General features: G+C 44.1%; 18 protein-coding genes and 1 pseudogene. 17 read left to right on the top strand and 2 right to left on the bottom strand.

Features of this window, described 5'->3' with window-relative positions; translation table 11 throughout:
* Positions 1 to 293, bottom strand: a pseudogene (locus H8S52_RS18485) (DDE transposase); the annotation flags it as partial.
* 147 nt (positions 294 to 440) lie between these two features.
* Between H8S52_RS18485 and H8S52_RS20070 the strand changes: the two are divergent.
* The 3 genes from H8S52_RS20070 (at position 441) to H8S52_RS20060 (ending at position 1634) form a co-directional block, all read left to right on the top strand.
* A complete protein-coding gene (locus tag H8S52_RS20070) occupies positions 441 to 686 on the top strand; it encodes a transposase (protein WP_255470124.1) in 246 nt (81 codons plus the stop codon).
* An 88-nt stretch (positions 687 to 774) separates the two neighbouring features.
* The gene (locus H8S52_RS20065) at positions 775 to 1212 is read left to right on the top strand and encodes a hypothetical protein (protein ID WP_005654427.1); all 438 of its coding nucleotides are present in this window, start codon (positions 775 to 777) and stop codon (positions 1210 to 1212) included.
* Positions 1095 to 1634 carry a transposase gene (locus H8S52_RS20060; protein ID WP_040315702.1) on the top strand — a complete coding sequence of 180 codons (540 nt, stop codon included), beginning with the start codon at positions 1095 to 1097 and terminating at the stop codon, positions 1632 to 1634. Before H8S52_RS20065 ends, H8S52_RS20060 begins: the two co-directional genes overlap by 118 nt.
* Before the next feature lie 140 nt (positions 1635 to 1774).
* Here the strand turns inward: H8S52_RS20060 and H8S52_RS18475 are convergent, their stop codons facing one another.
* Entirely contained in the window at positions 1775 to 2050 is a 276-nt protein-coding gene (locus tag H8S52_RS18475; RefSeq protein ID WP_005654429.1) for a hypothetical protein, read from the bottom strand.
* A gap of 782 nt (positions 2051 to 2832) precedes the next feature.
* On the opposite strand from H8S52_RS18475, the gene H8S52_RS20205 reads away from it, so the two are divergent.
* The 14 genes from H8S52_RS20205 to H8S52_RS18410 form a co-directional block, all read left to right on the top strand.
* Positions 2833 to 3042, top strand: a complete 210-nt coding sequence (locus H8S52_RS20205; RefSeq protein ID WP_005654431.1) for a hypothetical protein — start codon at positions 2833 to 2835, stop codon at positions 3040 to 3042.
* Between the two features lie 185 nt (positions 3043 to 3227).
* On the top strand, positions 3228 to 3656 hold the full coding sequence (locus tag H8S52_RS18470) for a ferritin-like domain-containing protein (protein ID WP_005851954.1): 429 nt from the start codon (positions 3228 to 3230) through the stop codon (positions 3654 to 3656).
* Positions 3657 to 3758: 102 nt separating this feature from the next.
* Positions 3759 to 4406 carry a MarC family protein gene (locus H8S52_RS18465; RefSeq protein WP_005851956.1) on the top strand — a complete coding sequence of 216 codons (648 nt, stop codon included), beginning with the start codon at positions 3759 to 3761 and terminating at the stop codon, positions 4404 to 4406.
* Between the two features lie 50 nt (positions 4407 to 4456).
* Positions 4457 to 4939 (top strand): ferritin, encoded by a 483-nt coding sequence (locus H8S52_RS18460; protein ID WP_117666522.1) that lies wholly within the window; start codon positions 4457 to 4459, stop codon positions 4937 to 4939.
* A 28-nt stretch (positions 4940 to 4967) separates the two neighbouring features.
* Positions 4968 to 6017, top strand: a complete 1050-nt coding sequence (locus H8S52_RS18455) for a class I fructose-bisphosphate aldolase (RefSeq protein WP_117666524.1) — start codon at positions 4968 to 4970, stop codon at positions 6015 to 6017.
* Positions 6018 to 6030: 13 nt separating this feature from the next.
* Complete coding sequence (gpmA, locus tag H8S52_RS18450) at positions 6031 to 6780, top strand: 2,3-diphosphoglycerate-dependent phosphoglycerate mutase (RefSeq protein WP_005654449.1); 750 nt, start codon at positions 6031 to 6033, stop codon at positions 6778 to 6780.
* A gap of 76 nt (positions 6781 to 6856) precedes the next feature.
* Positions 6857 to 7285, top strand: coding sequence for an Hsp20/alpha crystallin family protein (locus H8S52_RS18445; protein WP_005851963.1), 429 nt, complete (start codon positions 6857 to 6859; stop codon positions 7283 to 7285).
* Between the two features lie 101 nt (positions 7286 to 7386).
* Complete coding sequence (locus H8S52_RS18440; protein ID WP_117666526.1) at positions 7387 to 7884, top strand: RNA polymerase sigma factor; 498 nt, start codon at positions 7387 to 7389, stop codon at positions 7882 to 7884.
* Positions 7885 to 7906: 22 nt separating this feature from the next.
* Positions 7907 to 8893 carry a 6-phosphofructokinase gene (pfkA, locus tag H8S52_RS18435; protein WP_005825800.1) on the top strand — a complete coding sequence of 329 codons (987 nt, stop codon included), beginning with the start codon at positions 7907 to 7909 and terminating at the stop codon, positions 8891 to 8893.
* A 13-nt stretch (positions 8894 to 8906) separates the two neighbouring features.
* On the top strand, positions 8907 to 11153 hold the full coding sequence (locus tag H8S52_RS18430; protein ID WP_117859137.1) for a cation:proton antiporter: 2247 nt from the start codon (positions 8907 to 8909) through the stop codon (positions 11151 to 11153).
* A gap of 27 nt (positions 11154 to 11180) precedes the next feature.
* Positions 11181 to 13739: an alpha-glucan family phosphorylase gene (glgP, locus tag H8S52_RS18425; RefSeq protein WP_186910360.1), complete on the top strand. Its 2559-nt coding sequence runs from the start codon at positions 11181 to 11183 to the stop codon at positions 13737 to 13739.
* Positions 13740 to 13755: 16 nt separating this feature from the next.
* Complete coding sequence (locus tag H8S52_RS18420; protein WP_117666528.1) at positions 13756 to 14565, top strand: arginase family protein; 810 nt, start codon at positions 13756 to 13758, stop codon at positions 14563 to 14565.
* A gap of 52 nt (positions 14566 to 14617) precedes the next feature.
* Positions 14618 to 15154 (top strand): methylglyoxal synthase, encoded by a 537-nt coding sequence (locus tag H8S52_RS18415; RefSeq protein WP_005654459.1) that lies wholly within the window; start codon positions 14618 to 14620, stop codon positions 15152 to 15154.
* 206 nt (positions 15155 to 15360) lie between these two features.
* The coding region (locus H8S52_RS18410; protein ID WP_186910359.1) for a transposase at positions 15361 to 15931 on the top strand (571 nt) is incomplete at its 3' end.

Raw genomic sequence — 15931 nt, 5'->3', positions numbered from 1 at the left:
AAAATCTGGTAGTGTATGTTCCCGTTCAGATGTTCCACCAGTTGCCTGTCGGAGAATCCGGTGTATGCCTTCAGGACCATAAGGGCGATCTTTGCGGAAGGACTGAATATGTTCCTGCGGCCCAGTCGCCGGTCCGACAGGCCTGCGGCTTTTGCCATACATTCAAACGGAAAGACAGAATGAAGCTTGCCAAGCTCACTCTCATTAAAACTCTTGCGGTATTTTTCCAGAATATCAAATTCTGTAAAACACAAAGTAGGGTGAATTTCTGAAATATTTTGTATCTTTGCCATATCTTATTAGTTTGGATATTTCCCCCGTTTTGGCCGTCAAACCTTATTTCCGGGGGAATACCTAAAGATACAAAAAAGCCAACTAATTCGCAATACTTTGTGTATGAATTAGTTGGCTGATTTTGTAATATTTAATGAATGTCCCTCATGTGGCTTACCGGCAATGTAACTCCTGACCATAATACCATCAACCGTTTCCGCAGCAGCCGGCTAAAGGATGTGCTGAAGACGATATTTGCAACCATTGTAAAGTTTCTCGTGGCGGAAGGTTTTGTAAGTCTGGATGTGGCCTGTACCGACGGGACGAAGATGGAGGTGAACGCCAACCGTTATACGTTCGTCTGGGGGCAAATCTATACATACCCGCATATCCAGAATCGCGGAACAGCTTGAGGAGATATGGCAATACGCCGACTCCCTCACCAAGCAGGAACTGCGTGACTCCGCTCCGGTTGCCTATCAGGATATCACCCCGGAGAAAGTGGAAAAGGCACTCGGGCAGATAGATGATGCCCTGAATGGAGTGGATGCTGACAAGAAGATGAAAGCGAAGGTAAGACGTGTAAGGAAGTCATGGCTTGAACAGCTCAAGAAATATGAATCGCAGGGAAAGATACTTGACGGACGTAACAGCTACTCAAAGACAGACAATGATGCTACTTTCATGCGCATGAAAGATGACCATATGAAGAACAGACAACTCAAACCCGGATACAATCCCCAGTTCAGTACCAATAAACAGTTCATTCTGAACTATACCATCCATCAGTGTTGGGCGATACCTCCACCTATCCTCTGCATATGGATGATTTCCATTCCCTCTACGGCAGATACCCTGACGTGTCTGTCTGTGATGCCGGATACGGAAGTGAAGAGAACTATCTGTATGCTTTCAGACATGGCATTGAAACCTTTATAAAGTACAATTATTTTCATAACGAAGAAACCGACGGCATGTATTGTCCTATGGGACAGAGAATGGAAAGACTCTCCGATGCAAGGCGGGTAACAAACAACGGTTTTGTGCAGACCATATCAAGATACAAGGCACGTAACTATAAGGGCTGCCCGTTAAGATGCCGGTGCTACAGAAGCCGCTCGGAAAGGATTGTACAGGTAAATCACCGTCTGAGGAAAATCAAGGAAAGAGAACGTGAAAAGCTACTCTCTGATGAAGGTCTGAAATATCGCAGTCAGCGACCACAGGATGTGGAAGCCGTATTTGGAAACCTCAAGAACAACAAGCACTTCAAGAGGTTCCATCTTCGTGGATTTAAGAAGGTTGAAATTGAGTTCGCCCTGCTAGCCATAGCATATAATCTTGCAAAAGTAGCCTCTTAGGAGGCTTATGGCAACGAAAAAGCAGTTTGAAAGGATGAAATCTTCAAAAGTAAGTTTGTAAACACCTCTTTTGAGACGCCTCTCCTTTTTTAGTAAATTTGTATCTGTCTAATTTTTAAGCCCCTATATCCATACTCAATCTAACCAAACATCGCATGAAGTGGTACTGCTTCATCCAAATGCAACTGATAGGCACGTTCGTACATTATTTTGTGCTTGATTGTATCGTTATATCCATTGCAGCCATTATCTGTAGTCCATTTGTATCCATGACCCATTACAGACAGGCGTTGTTCAGTATGACTTATTTTTCCTCCCTGGTGTTTTTTATGGAGTATGCATTGTGCATTTTGCGGCACCGGCCAAATATCCGGATAGAGGTATAAACCGTGCACGATGGAAATATATTTTTTCATTCTACGGTTTGTGGACTCCGTGACCATTTTCCCTTATATGTTAACCTATATGTATTGGGATACGAATATTGTCCATGCCATTATCCTCCTTTACATTTTTATTATTGTCAAATAGATAAGATACTCACGGAAGAGTGGGTTATGGCCTATACTGCCTGCGGCATCATGGTCTGTTTTTCTGCTTGTACTATATAGAGCTTAATGTACAGCTTGAGGATTTCAAAAAAATTGTGACGGGCTTTGGCAGGCAGTAATTCTAAGACTTTTAATGAAGAAAAATTAAGCCACCCCTTAAAAAAGGAGATATTTCCTTTGAAAGAATTCATTTCTTTTATTACATTTGTATTAGTCTTTTAAAAATAGAAGATTTATAGTAAAGCGTTAAGGCATTATCCAAGTTCAGGAAATCCCCAATTTCGAAACAACAATTGGATAATACATTGGACGCTCCACGTACTATTTATATAGATTTTTGTTATATATAGGCGTGGGGCTTTGTGTATTATATGTTGTTGAGTATGGGGATACTTCTGAACGGTAATACCAAAGTTCCCACGCTTAACTTTATATAAACACAACTCCAGGGAACAGGGTTAGCTTATTATAAACATTATGAAAGCAACTTGTTTTAAAAGCGAGACAACTGTCTCCAACGACTTCCCCCCCTTCGTTTGTTACTGTCTTTTGTGGAATATTCTATCCTTTCATTTCCATCCTGTCTCTTTCGGGACATACCGTTCATTATCATACAAATTACATGCCAAGACACTTTTCTGCCTTCTATGGTACTAGATAATAGTAACTCCCCCTGTCACACAGAGGAAGAACTTTGGTTGCAGGTACTTTCTCTATCAAGAGAGTTGCAGGACTGTAAAGCTAGTCTGCACCATAATACTTTGGACTGTATTTCCGATAAGATTGAAGGAATAGAAAGAGAACTGGATATCTTATTGGATATTCTGCAAGGAAGACAAGACAAAAAGACACCATAGCACTATTTTTTTGTGACAATTTGTCTATGCGGATAAGTATCCTATTATTTAAGCCTCGTTTAAGAATTCCGTTTTATGGGTTACCCACAATCGAATGGAATTTTTATATACAGGGAATAACACATAATATTAGTAATGGATTTTCAATATTCAGAGTGATAATGGATAAACGAATAGAAAACGCCATGAATGAGTTGATCAATACAGAAATATGGTCAACCGGTTTATACCTGTCATTGCAGGTCTATTTTGAAGATGAACGGCTTCCAATACTTAGCTCCTGGCTAAACTCCCAAGCACAGGACAATATGAACAAGGTTTATCAGATGATGAATCGGATATGCCATGATGGAGGATGTGTTGCAATCAATGAAATGAAACGGGATACACATGAATGGACAACGCCATTGAATGCCCTGAATGAATTGCTTGAACACGAGCAGTACATATCATGTCAGGTAAACACATTTCTCATATTATGCCGGAATGTGAACATGTCCTTCCATTCTTTCATCAGCGGGTTGTATGCAGACCGTATATATGTAAGTACGGTATTTATGGAATTATTACGTATCCTCGCCAAGGAAAACGAACGGAGACTACCTTATTTTTAACGGTATGGATTTAAGATTGATATTCTGCAAAATTTAATATTGCAGAATGCTATCTGGTATGTTTTTTGCGATATAATAATCGACAATAAAATATATGTCATCATGGATATATTTGTATATATAACATTGTGTTTCACTTCGCTATTCACCTTGATGGACCCGCTTGGAGTGATGCCGGTATTCCTGCAAATGACTGATGGAATGGATACGAAAGAACGCAGATGTATCGCCTTGAAAGCATGTACCATTGCATTTATCATATTAGTCCTTTTTACATTATCGGGCAGGTTCCTGTTTCATTTTTTCGGCATCTCAACAGACGGATTCCGGATTGTGGGAGGTATCATCATCTTTAAAATCGGATATGATATGTTGCAGGCACATTTCACCCATGTGAAACTGAATGAAACTGAACGAAAAGAATATTCCAAAGATATAACCATCACACCTCTTGCCATTCCGATGTTATGCGGTCCGGGAGCGATTTCCAGTGGAATAACATTGATGGAAGATGCTTCGGAATATACTTTCAAAATAGTATTGCTTGGCGTAATCGCTTTGGTCTGCATTCTTTCATTCTTTATTCTGTGCGCGTCCACCCAGCTTTTAAAAATCTTGGGAGAGACGGGAAACAATGTAATGATGAGACTGATGGGACTTATTCTGATGGTGATCGCCGTGGAATGTTTTATCAGCGGGATACGTCCGGTATTAATTGAAATTTTGAAACAAGCCCATGCTTGTTCTTAAAGAAGAGAGATAATTTGGATTTATTATTAACATTAAAAGTTTGATTCGTCATGACTGAAAAATTGCAAAATGCCCTGAATGAGCAAATCACAGCAGAATTATGGTCTGCCAACCTGTATTTATCGATGTCTTTTTATCTGGAAAGAGAGGGCTTTTCCGGAATGGCTCGCTGGATGCAGAAACAATCTGCAGAAGAGATCGGGCATGCATATGCCATTGCTGAGTACATGATTAAGCGTGAGGCAACTCCGAAAGTGGACAAGGTCGATGTGGTTCCACAAGGTTGGGGTAACCCTGTTGAAGTATTCGAACATGTTTTGGAGCATGAAAAACATGTTTCCAAACTGATTGATGAATTGGTACAGGTAGCATCCGAAGAGAAAGACAATGCCACTCAGAACTTCTTGTGGCAATTTGTTCGTGAGCAGGTAGAAGAAGAAGCGAATGTACTCAATATTGTTAGTCGGCTAAGGAAAGCCGGAGACAGTGCTATCCTTTTTATGGATGCAAAACTGGGTGAACGGGAGTCATAAACCAGAATAATCAATAAAAATAAATAAGATGAAAATAGTAGATTTATTGGGAGGACAGGCTGAGTACTACCTGAACCATACATGTAAGACGATAGACAAACAACTTATCCATATTCCGGGACCGGATATGATAGATAAGGTATGGATGAATTCCGACAGGAATATACGCACCTTGGAGAGCCTACAAGCCCTGTATGGGCACGGGCGTCTGGCCAATACCGGGTATGTCTCCATCCTGCCGGTGGATCAGGGGATAGAACATTCTGCAGGAGCGTCTTTCGCCCCCAATCCGCTTTATTTCGATCCCGAAAACATCATAAAGCTGGCCATTGAAGGAGGATGCAACGCCGTGGCATCCACATTCGGAGTTCTGGGAGCTGTGGTACGTAAGTACGCCCATAAGATTCCTTTCATCGTGAAGTTGAACCATAACGAGCTGTTGACTTATCCGAACAGCTACGACCAGGTAATGTTCGGTACGGTAAAAGAGGCATGGAACATGGGTGCTGTAGCTGTCGGCGCTACCATTTATTTCGGTTCGGAACAAAGCCGCCGCCAGATAGTAGAAGTGTCACAGGCTTTTGAATATGCCCACGAACTGGGAATGGCTACTATTTTATGGTGCTATTTGAGAAACAGCAGCTTCAAAAAGGATGGAACCGACTATCATGCCGCTGCCGATTTAACAGGACAAGCCAACCATATCGGGGTTACCATCAAAGCCGATATCGTGAAGCAGAAGCTCCCATCCAATAACGGCGGTTTCAAGGCTATCGGATTCGGAAAGACAAACGAGCGTATGTATTCGGAACTGACCACTGACCATCCGATAGACCTTTGTCGTTATCAGGTGGCGAATGGCTATATGGGACGTGTCGGATTGATCAACTCGGGCGGGGAATCCCATGGGGAATCCGACCTGCATGATGCCGTCGTAACGGCAGTAGTAAACAAGCGTGCAGGTGGTATGGGGCTGATCAGCGGTCGTAAGGCTTTCCAGAAACCGATGAAAGACGGAGTTCAACTTCTGAACACCATTCAGGACGTATATCTGGATTCTTCAATAACCATTGCATAAAGGAGAAGTATCCATGAAAAGAATAGTGTTATTACGTCATGGCGAAAGCCTATGGAACAAAGAAAACCGTTTTACCGGATGGACGGACGTGGATTTAAGCGAGAAAGGAGTCGAAGAAGCCTGCAAGGCAGGCGATGCATTACGGGAGGCCGGATTTTCTTTTGAGGCAGCTTACACTTCTTACTTGAAACGTGCCGTAAAAACGTTGAACTGTGTCCTGGACCGGCTGGATGAAGACTGGATTCCGGTTGAAAAGACCTGGCGGCTGAACGAGAAGCATTACGGCATGCTTCAAGGACTGAATAAGAGTGAGACGGCGGTCCAATATGGTGAAGAACAAGTACACATCTGGCGAAGAAGCTATGACGTGGCTCCCGCTCCGGTAGGCAAAGATGATCCCCGTAATCCGGGCATGGATATCCGCTATGCCGGTGTGCCAGATAGGGAACTTCCCCGTACGGAATCCCTGAAAGATGCTATTGGGCGTGTCATGCCTTACTGGGAATGCATCATCTTTCCCGCATTGATGTATAAGGACAGCCTGCTGGTAGTCGCCCATGGCAACAGCCTGCGCGGAATCATCAAGCATCTCAAAGGGATTTCCGATACGGATATTTCCAACCTGAACCTGCCTACGGCGGTTCCTTATGTCTTTGAATTTGACGACAGACTGGTTCTTGTCAAGGACTACTACCTTGGAAACCCGGAAGAGATACGGAAACGGACAAAGGCTGTAGCTGAACAAGGTATGATCAGACGATAAAAGTCAGTCAATCAGACTGGATTGTATTGTCTTTTTGAATATTTTATTTATTAACAATTTAAAAAAGGAGGTAAAAATGGTACCTGTAAAAACAAACTCAAACTGGTTGCCGAGTATTTTTAACGATTTCTTCGAGAATGAGTGGCTGGCAAAAACGGGAGTTACGGCTCCTGCCATCAATGTCATTGAGAATGACAAGGACTACAAGGTTGAAATGGCGGCTCCCGGAATGACAAAGGATGATTTCAAGGTGAATGTTGACGAGAACAACAACCTGACAATCTGCATGGAAAAGAAAGAAGAGAAGAAGGAGGAGAAGAAAGACAAGAAGTATCTCCGCCGCGAATTCTCATATTCCAAGTTCCAGCAGACCATCCTGCTGCCTGAAAATGTGGAGAAGGATAAGATCTCCGCAAAAGTCGAACACGGGATTCTGTCCATTGAAATCCCGAAAATGAAGGAGGAAGAAAAACAAAAAACTTCCAAGGCTATCGAGGTTAAATAATTCCAGATCTGGAATGTCGTAAGGTCGGACAGGCTTTTCTTGTTCGGAAAAGCCGTCCGACCTTTAACAGACACTTCCGGAACAGGGAACCGGCACAACCGATGAAGGAATTCAATTTTGAAAAAGAACTACTTGGCGTACAGGACGAACTGTTCCGTTTTGCGTACAAACTGACAGCTAACAGGGAGAAGGCGGAAGACCTGTTGCAGGATACCCTGCTCAAGGCAATGCTTCACAAAGAAAGTTACAACAAGAACACGAATTTCAAAGGGTGGCTGTTTATCATCATGCGCAACACGCTTATCAACGGTTACCGGGCGGAGGTCGGTCATACCCGCCTGTACATATCCTCCGATCCTGCATATTATTCGCGGATCATGGACGAGTCCCGTAGAGAGGAGGTGGACAAGAACTATGACCTGGAAAAGATACGTAATGCCATCAAAAGTGTACCGGAGTCACATTTCATACCTTTTGAGATGTACCTGTCAGGATTCAAATACCGTGAGATAGCGGAAAGAACCGGCGTGAGTTTGGGAACTATAAAGAGCCGTATTTTTCACTGCCGGAAAAAACTGAAAGCTATATTAGCAGAATGAAACAAAACAAGAACTGAGATAGATGAAAAAAGATGAATATATAGGAATTCTGACTTCCGGAGGGGACGCTTCCGGAATGAACGCGGCTATCCGTGCCGTGACCCGCGCCGCTATTTTTAACGGATTTAAAGTGAAAGGAATTTATAGAGGCTACGAGGGGCTGATTGCCGGTGAAGTGAAAGAACTCACTACGGAAGACGTAAGCAGCATTATCCAGAGGGGAGGTACCATACTGAAAACAGCCCGCTCCGAGACTTTCATCACTCCCGAAGGACGCAAGAAAGCTTATGAGATCATACAGAAAGAGAACATCAATGCATTGATAATTATCGGTGGAGACGGTTCCCTGACGGGAGCCCGGATCTTTGCGGAGGAGTATGATGTGACGTGCATAGGATTGCCCGGCACCATTGACAATGATCTGTACGGCACCGATTTTACCATAGGATATGATACGGCCCTGAACACCATCGTGGAGTGTGTGGACAAAATCCGGGATACGGCCACCTCGCACGACCGCATTTTCTTTGTCGAGGTGATGGGGCGTGATGCGGGCTTCCTGGCACAAAACAGCGCAATAGCTTCCGGTGCTGAAGCGGCCATCATTCCGGAAGACCGGACGGACGTGGACCAGTTGGAAACATTCATCGGACGTGGATTCAGAAAGACGAAAAACAGCAGCATCGTAATTGTGACCGAAAGTCCTGAAAACAAGAATGGAGGTGCCATGTATTACGCCGACCGGGTAAAGAAGGAATATCCCGGATATGATGTCAGGGTTTCTATCCTGGGCCATCTGCAACGGGGTGGCGCTCCGAGTGCCAATGACCGCATACTGGCAAGCCGGCTGGGTGAAGCCGCAATCCAGGCCTTGATGGAAGGCCAGCGAAATGTTATGATAGGCATACGGAACAACGAGATTGTTTATGTTCCTTTTGTCCAGGCAATCAAAAAGGACAAGCCTATTGACAAAAGCCTGATCCGGGTCCTTAACGAATTATCGATCTAAAATAACCGTTAATATGTCAGAAGTTGCTCCTTTAATATCGGATCTTGCCATAATTCTGATTATTGCCGGTATTGTAACCGTCATTTTCAAGTGGCTGAAGCAACCGGTCATATTGGGCTACATTGTAGCCGGTATTATGGCGGGTCCTTCCGTTTCCCTGGTCCCGACTGTTTCCGATCCTGCCAATATCAAAATATGGGCGGACATCGGTGTCATTTTTCTGCTGTTCGCGATGGGACTGGACTTTTCGTTCAAGAAATTGATAAATGTGGGCATTACGGCTATCGTTGCCACTGTCACTATTGTATGTGGCATGATGTTCATAGGCTATACAGCGGGGAATGCAATGGGGTTCTCCCACATGAGCAGTATTTTTCTGGGTGGAATGTTGTCCATGTCGTCCACGGCCATCGTATTCAAGGCCTTCAATGACATGGGACTTCTCCAACAGAAATTCACCGGCATTGTCTTGGGGATTCTTGTCATCGAAGATCTGGTGGCGGTAGTGATGATGGTTATTCTTTCCACGTTGGCGGTAGGCAAACATTTTGAAGGGAAGGAGATGCTGGAAAGTATATTGAAGCTGGCCGCTTTCCTGATTTTCTGGTCGGCATTGGGCATCTATCTGATACCTACCCTGCTGAAGAAGATACGCCGTTTCACCAGCAACGAGATTTTATTGATAACCTCTCTGGGACTTTGCCTGGGAATGGTGATGATTGCGACAAAAGCGGGATTTTCTGCCGCATTAGGAGCCTTTGTCATGGGGTCCCTGCTGGCAGAGACCGTTGAAGCGGGAAAAATCGCACATATCGTACAGCCGGTAAAAGACCTGTTCGCTTCCATATTTTTCGTGTCGGTGGGAATGATGATCGATCCTGCCATGATGTGGGAATATGCTGTCCCTATTCTCACCCTGACATTGCTGGTACTGTCCGGCCAGGTACTATTCGGGAGCTTTGGTATCCTGCTTTCCGGCCAGCCGTTGAAAATCGCCATACAGTCCGGCTTTTCACTGACACAGGTCGGTGAGTTCGCATTCATTATCGCATCTTTAGGCGTCAGTCTGAATGTCACGGACAAGTATCTCTATCCGGTCATAGTGGCCGTATCTGTCATAACGACTTTTCTTACCCCCTATATGATACGGCTTTCGGAACCTGCATACCGGTTTATAGACAGCCACCTGCCTGAATCCCTGAAAGATTATCTCGTACACTATACGTCCGGGGCAATGACTGTAAAACACCAGGGTACTTGGCATAAACTGATCCGGTCTATGCTGGTGTCTGTCACACTCTATCTAGTCGTATGCGTTTTTTTCATCACTTTATATTTTTCCTATGTACATCCTTTGATTAGGAAAAGTCTGCCGGGAATGGAAGGGAACTTGTTGGGCTTCGTCATCATCTTTCTTGTCATATCCCCGTTTCTGTGGGCCATCATCATGAAAAAGAACAATTCAACCGAGTTCCGTAAACTCTGGACGGACAACAAGTTCAACAGAGGGCCTTTGGTATCAATAGTACTTGTCAAAATACTGATCTGCACGATTATCATGATGAGTATCATTACCCATCTTTTCAATGTTGCCTTGGGAGCCGGGCTGGTAGTCTCTTCCATTATCATTGCCGTCATTTATTTTTCCAAGCGGATCAAGAAACGGTCGCTGACTATAGAGAGACAATTTATGGCAAACTTTCAAGGGACGGATGGGAATGGACTTTCTACAGAAAGTGATACAGGCTCCACCCTTGGCAGCAATATCCCGTTCAAGGAATTACATTTGGCGGATTTCACAGTATCCCCTGATTCCATATATGTGGGCAGAACATTAAAAGAAAGCAGACTACGCACCTTGTTTCAGATAAATGTGATTTCAATCACCCGTGGAGAAAAACGCCTGGATATACCACAAGGGGAAGAACATCTCTATCCATATGACAAGGTTACGGTCGTAGGTACGGACCGGCAGTTGGAAAGCTTCCGGACATCCATGGAACAAAAGGAGGTAGAAAGGAACGGGAACGAAACATCCTTGCAGGATGAGATGGAAATAGGGCAATTCCCTGTCGAAGGAGGTTCACCATTGATCGGAAAGACGATCCGGGAGGCGGACATATCGGATAGCATCATTATCGGAATAGAGAGGAGTACCGCGAATATTATGAATCCAGACCCTGATACAATTTTCAAGGAGAATGATACGGTATGGATTGTCGGTAAACGAAAAATAATAAAAGGATTGAATAAAGATTAGAACTTATTTAATTTAATATAAAATGTCATGGAATATTCAAGTTATAATGTAAATACCCCTCAATGGAGGGAGATTACAGTAGGTTCACATCTTCCTGCAGAACTGCGGAAGCTTGCAGAAATCGCACATAATCTCTGGTGGACATGGAATGATGACGTAAAGAAACTGTATTGTGATTTGGACCCGGGACTTTGGAAAGAGGTGGAACAGAATCCGGTATTGTTTCTGGAGCGGATAAATTATGAAAAGCTGGTAGCGCTGGCACATGATGAGAACTTTGTCTATAAAATGGATGCCGTCTATTCCGCCTTCAAAAAATACATCGATGTGGAACCGGACCACCAGCGCCCGTCAATAGCTTATTTCAGCATGGAATACGGCTTGGATGAAGTTCTTAAGATATATTCCGGTGGTTTGGGAATGTTGGCGGGGGATTACCTAAAAGAGGCGTCGGACAGCAATGTGGACCTTTGTGCCATAGGACTTTTGTACCGTTACGGTTATTTTGACCAGTCGCTTTCCATGGACGGCCAGCAGACAGTCAATTATAAAGCGCAGAATTTCGGGCAGCTCCCGATTGAAAAGGTAATGCAACCGGATGGGAAACAACTGGTAATCCACGTCCCCTATGCCGACAGTTTTGTGGTACATGCCAATGTTTGGAAAGCCAGTGTGGGGCGTATCCCCCTTTATCTGCTGGATACGGACAATGAACTCAACAGCGAGTTTGACCGCCCTATCACTCACCATCTGTATGGAGGTGACTGGGAGAATCGGCTAAAACAGGAAATTCTGCTTGGCATAGGCGGGATGATGACGCTGAAAGCTTTGGGTATAACGAAGGATGTATATCACTGTAATGAGGGGCATGCCGCATTGATCAATATCCAGCGGCTTTGTGATTACATAAATGGCGGCTTGAATTTTGGGCAGGCCATGGAGCTGGTACGTGCTTCCTCACTTTATACCGTACATACTCCCGTACCCGCTGGTCATGATTATTTTGACGAAGGGCTTTTCAATAAATATATGAAGGGATATCCTGGCAAGTTGGGTATAACCTGGGATAACCTGATGGATCTCGGGCGTCACAATCCGGGAGACAAGGAGGAACGTTTCTGCATGTCTGTCTTCGCCTGCAAGACCTGCCAGGAGGTAAACGGCGTCAGCAAGTTACATAAATCGGTATCTCAGCAAATGTTTGCGCCGATCTGGAAGGGATACTTCCCGGAAGAGAACCATGTGGGTTATGTAACCAACGGGGTACATCTGCCTACCTGGTGTGCGGTAGAATGGAAAAAGCTTTTCAAGGACAATTTTGATGAGAACTTTTTCTGTGACCAGTCCAATCAGAAAATCTGGGAGGCTGTCTATGGCATCCCAGATGAAGAGATATGGAATACCCGGTTAAAACAGAAAGCAAAATTGCTGGACTATATCAAAAGCAAATGCAGCAAGGACTGGCTCAGGAGTCAGGTTGATCCGGCATTGAGCGTTTCCATTTTTGAGAGATTCAATCCCGATGCCCTTCTAATAGGTTTCGGACGCCGTTTTGCTACATATAAGAGGGCTCATCTTCTGTTCACGGATATAGACCGACTTGCTAGGATCGTGAATAATCCGAAATATCCGGTACAGTTCATCTTTGCAGGCAAAGCCCATCCCAATGACGGTGCCGGGCAGGGACTGATCAAGCAAATCGTGGAAATATCCCGGCGCCCGGAATTTTTAGGTAAAATCATATTCTTGGAGAATTACGACATGGACCTGGCGCGCCATCTTATCTCGGGTGTGGATATCTGGATGAATACCCCTACGCGGTTGGCAGAAGCTTCGGGTACGTCGGGCGAGAAGGCATTGATGAACGGTGTGCTTAATTTCTCCGTGCTGGACGGTTGGTGGTATGAAGGATACCGCAAGGATGCCGGATGGGCACTGACCGATAAAAGTACTTATCAGAATGAACAGTACCAAAACCAGCTGGATGCCGAAGCCATCTATTATTTGTTGGAGCATGACATCCTGCCACTATATTACGAGCATGGGGGGAAGAACTATTCGGAAAACTGGGTCAAGTATATCAAGAACTCAATCGCACAAATCGCTCCCCATTTTACCATGAAAAGACAGTTGGACGACTACTATGACAGGTTCTATAACAAGCTGTCAGAGCATTTCCATATTCTGGCAGCCGACAACTTTGCGAAGGCGAAAATGATGGCTGACTGGAAAGCAAACGTCCGGAGCAGATGGGATGCCATAGAAATCAAATCCATAGAGGCTGGGAATGGGCTGAATGCCACGGTTGAAGCCGGAAAGGAATATGAGGTGACGGTTGTCGTTGATGAGAAAGGCCTGGATGACGCAATCGGAATAGAATCGGTCATTATCAGGCATGAAGGCGGTCAGGATCACATATATGAGGTAATTCCCCTTTCGTCAGTTTCCAAGAATGGGAATTTATATACCTTTAAGGCGACATCCGGCATTTTCAACGCCGGAAGCTTCAAGCAGGCCTTCCGTATGTATCCCAAGAATGCTTTGTTACCTCACCGGCAAGATTTCTGTTATGTACGATGGTTTTAATGAACAGTAAAAGGAAATGCAAAAACAACGTATGAGCGGGCAAAATCAAAAAACAGATAAACGGAGAGCATGGCCGATCATCATCATGAACTTCACGGGAGTGTATGACTACGAGGCGTTTGCCCGGAACAATAAGTTTATATGGTTGGACTGTCGTCATCTTTATGGTACAGAGGGCTACTGTGACAGGGATGGTACTTTGGCTTTGAAGCGGATGATTGCTGATTATCCGGCGGAGGGAGTCCATTTCATCGATTCAGGCAACTATCATTATTTGACTAAATTCTGGACAGACAAACTCGAAACTCCGTTTTCGCTGATTGTGTTCGACCACCATCCCGATATGCAGCCACCGTTGTTTGACAACATACTTTCTTGCGGAAGTTGGGTAAAGGATATATTGGACCATAACAACAACTGCAAGAAAGTAATTATCGTAGGTGCTTCAGACAAACTGATACAGGCTGTGCCGAAAGGATATGAAAGACAAGTCCGGTTTTACAGTGAAACTACGCTCATGCACGAAGAGGGTTGGCAGGACTTTTCTTCCGGACATATCAACGGGCCGGTTTACATTTCCATAGACAAGGATGTCTTGAATCCGGCTTCGGCAGCAACAAACTGGGATCAAGGTTCTCTCAGCTTATGGGAATTGGAGATACTGCTGGCTGTTATTCTTCAGAAAGAACAGGTAGTGGGCATTGACATCTGTGGGGAATGCTCCACAACACTCAATCTTTTTGAAGAAAAACGGGAAACCATCATGGATAGCCGGGCAAACAAAGAATTGCTCAGACTTATCCGGTCATCCTCCGGCCTTCAATAGAATTAGTTTTTTCTTGTTATTATAATTTATCATATAAAAATAATTTAGCTTAATGAAAACAATTGTTCGAAGAATTGGGCTTGTTGCACACGATGCAATGAAAAAAGACATGATAGAGTGGGTTCTCTGGAACTCGGAACGTCTGATAGGACATAAATTCTATTGTACGGGTACAACCGGTACACTAATTAAAAAAGCCCTTGAAGAAAAACATCCTGAAATCAAATGGGATATCACAATCCTGAAATCTGGTCCTTTAGGAGGTGACCAGCAAATTGGTTCGCGGATCGTAGAAGGAGAAATAGACTATCTGTTCTTTTTTACAGATCCGATGACACTACAGCCGCACGATACGGATGTGAAAGCATTGACCAGACTGGCTGGAGTTGAAAATATTGTTTTCTGCTGTAACCGTTCGACTGCGGACCACATTATTACGAGTCCCTTATTCACTGACCCAACTTACGAACGTATTCACCCGGATTATACCAATTACACGCAGCGTTTTGAAAACAAGGGAATCATATCTGAAGCAGTGGAGCAAGTGAAAAAGCGGAGGAATAAAAGTGAGAATAACATTTCCAAATGAACTGTAATAAGTAGTAGCATATTTATAAGGCTATCTAAGAAACAAGTTGTTTACATCTTTCAGAACTGGTATCTACTGAATGGTAATCTGCTGAAGGTGTGTCAAAATGCACCCCTTCTGTTTTTTACGCAAAAGCCCCGACTTTCACAAGCTGGGGCTTTGTTATTACCTAAAGATTTTGTATCTTTAGGCATAAGAATTTCACTATGACAAAGATACATTTTCGTCCTTACAATCCCAACCAAACCATTCTTTTTCCTCAAAGAATTGATGAGGATATTGCAGAAAACGATCCGGTGCGCATGGTTGACGCCCTGGTTGAGGGCTTGAATCTTGAAAGTTTCAGAAAGCTGTATAAGGAATGCGGTCGCAGCCCTTACCACCCCAAGATGATGCTCAAGGTCATTCTGTATGCCTATATGAACAACATCTACTCCTGCCGGAAAATTGAAAAGCTCCTTCACCGTGACATCCATTATATCTGGCTGGCCGGATATGAGAAACCGGATTTCATTACCATCAACCGTTTCCGCAACCGGGTGAAGAAGGAAATCAACGAGGTGTTTACGCAAACCGTACTTCTTCTTTCTTCCAAAGATTTCATCAGCCTGAATGTGGAATACATTGACGGGACAAAGATCGAATCCAAAGCCAACAGGTACACTTTCGTCTGGCGAAAAACGGTTGAGCGGAACCGTGAACGCCTGATGAAGAAGATACATGTCCTGTTAGGGCAGATAGACGATGTCATTGCCCGGGAGAAGTCATCAGAGAACA

It is taken from the genome of Bacteroides sp. NSJ-48 (assembly GCF_014287405.1).
In the GTDB taxonomy this organism is placed as follows: domain Bacteria; phylum Bacteroidota; class Bacteroidia; order Bacteroidales; family Bacteroidaceae; genus Bacteroides; species Bacteroides stercoris.
Note: the sequence above shows the minus strand (reverse complement) of the source record. Positions and strands in the feature narration are given on the sequence as shown.

Coding starts and splice junctions, on each gene's coding strand:
- H8S52_RS18420 (WP_117666528.1), top strand. CDS start 13,756: ATGCAAAAACAACGTATGAGCGGGCAAAATCAAAAAACAGATAAACGG.
- H8S52_RS20060 (WP_040315702.1), top strand. CDS start 1,095: ATGGATGATTTCCATTCCCTCTACGGCAGATACCCTGACGTGTCTGTC.
- pfkA (WP_005825800.1), top strand. CDS start 7,907: ATGAAAAAAGATGAATATATAGGAATTCTGACTTCCGGAGGGGACGCT.
- H8S52_RS18455 (WP_117666524.1), top strand. CDS start 4,968: ATGAAAATAGTAGATTTATTGGGAGGACAGGCTGAGTACTACCTGAAC.
- H8S52_RS18475 (WP_005654429.1), bottom strand. CDS start 2,050: ATGAAAAAATATATTTCCATCGTGCACGGTTTATACCTCTATCCGGAT.
- H8S52_RS18415 (WP_005654459.1), top strand. CDS start 14,618: ATGAAAACAATTGTTCGAAGAATTGGGCTTGTTGCACACGATGCAATG.
- H8S52_RS18445 (WP_005851963.1), top strand. CDS start 6,857: ATGGTACCTGTAAAAACAAACTCAAACTGGTTGCCGAGTATTTTTAAC.
- H8S52_RS18470 (WP_005851954.1), top strand. CDS start 3,228: ATGAATGAGTTGATCAATACAGAAATATGGTCAACCGGTTTATACCTG.
- gpmA (WP_005654449.1), top strand. CDS start 6,031: ATGAAAAGAATAGTGTTATTACGTCATGGCGAAAGCCTATGGAACAAA.
- H8S52_RS18460 (WP_117666522.1), top strand. CDS start 4,457: ATGACTGAAAAATTGCAAAATGCCCTGAATGAGCAAATCACAGCAGAA.
- H8S52_RS20205 (WP_005654431.1), top strand. CDS start 2,833: ATGGTACTAGATAATAGTAACTCCCCCTGTCACACAGAGGAAGAACTT.
- glgP (WP_186910360.1), top strand. CDS start 11,181: ATGGAATATTCAAGTTATAATGTAAATACCCCTCAATGGAGGGAGATT.
- H8S52_RS18465 (WP_005851956.1), top strand. CDS start 3,759: ATGGATATATTTGTATATATAACATTGTGTTTCACTTCGCTATTCACC.
- H8S52_RS20070 (WP_255470124.1), top strand. CDS start 441: ATGTGGCTTACCGGCAATGTAACTCCTGACCATAATACCATCAACCGT.
- H8S52_RS18440 (WP_117666526.1), top strand. CDS start 7,387: ATGAAGGAATTCAATTTTGAAAAAGAACTACTTGGCGTACAGGACGAA.
- H8S52_RS18430 (WP_117859137.1), top strand. CDS start 8,907: ATGTCAGAAGTTGCTCCTTTAATATCGGATCTTGCCATAATTCTGATT.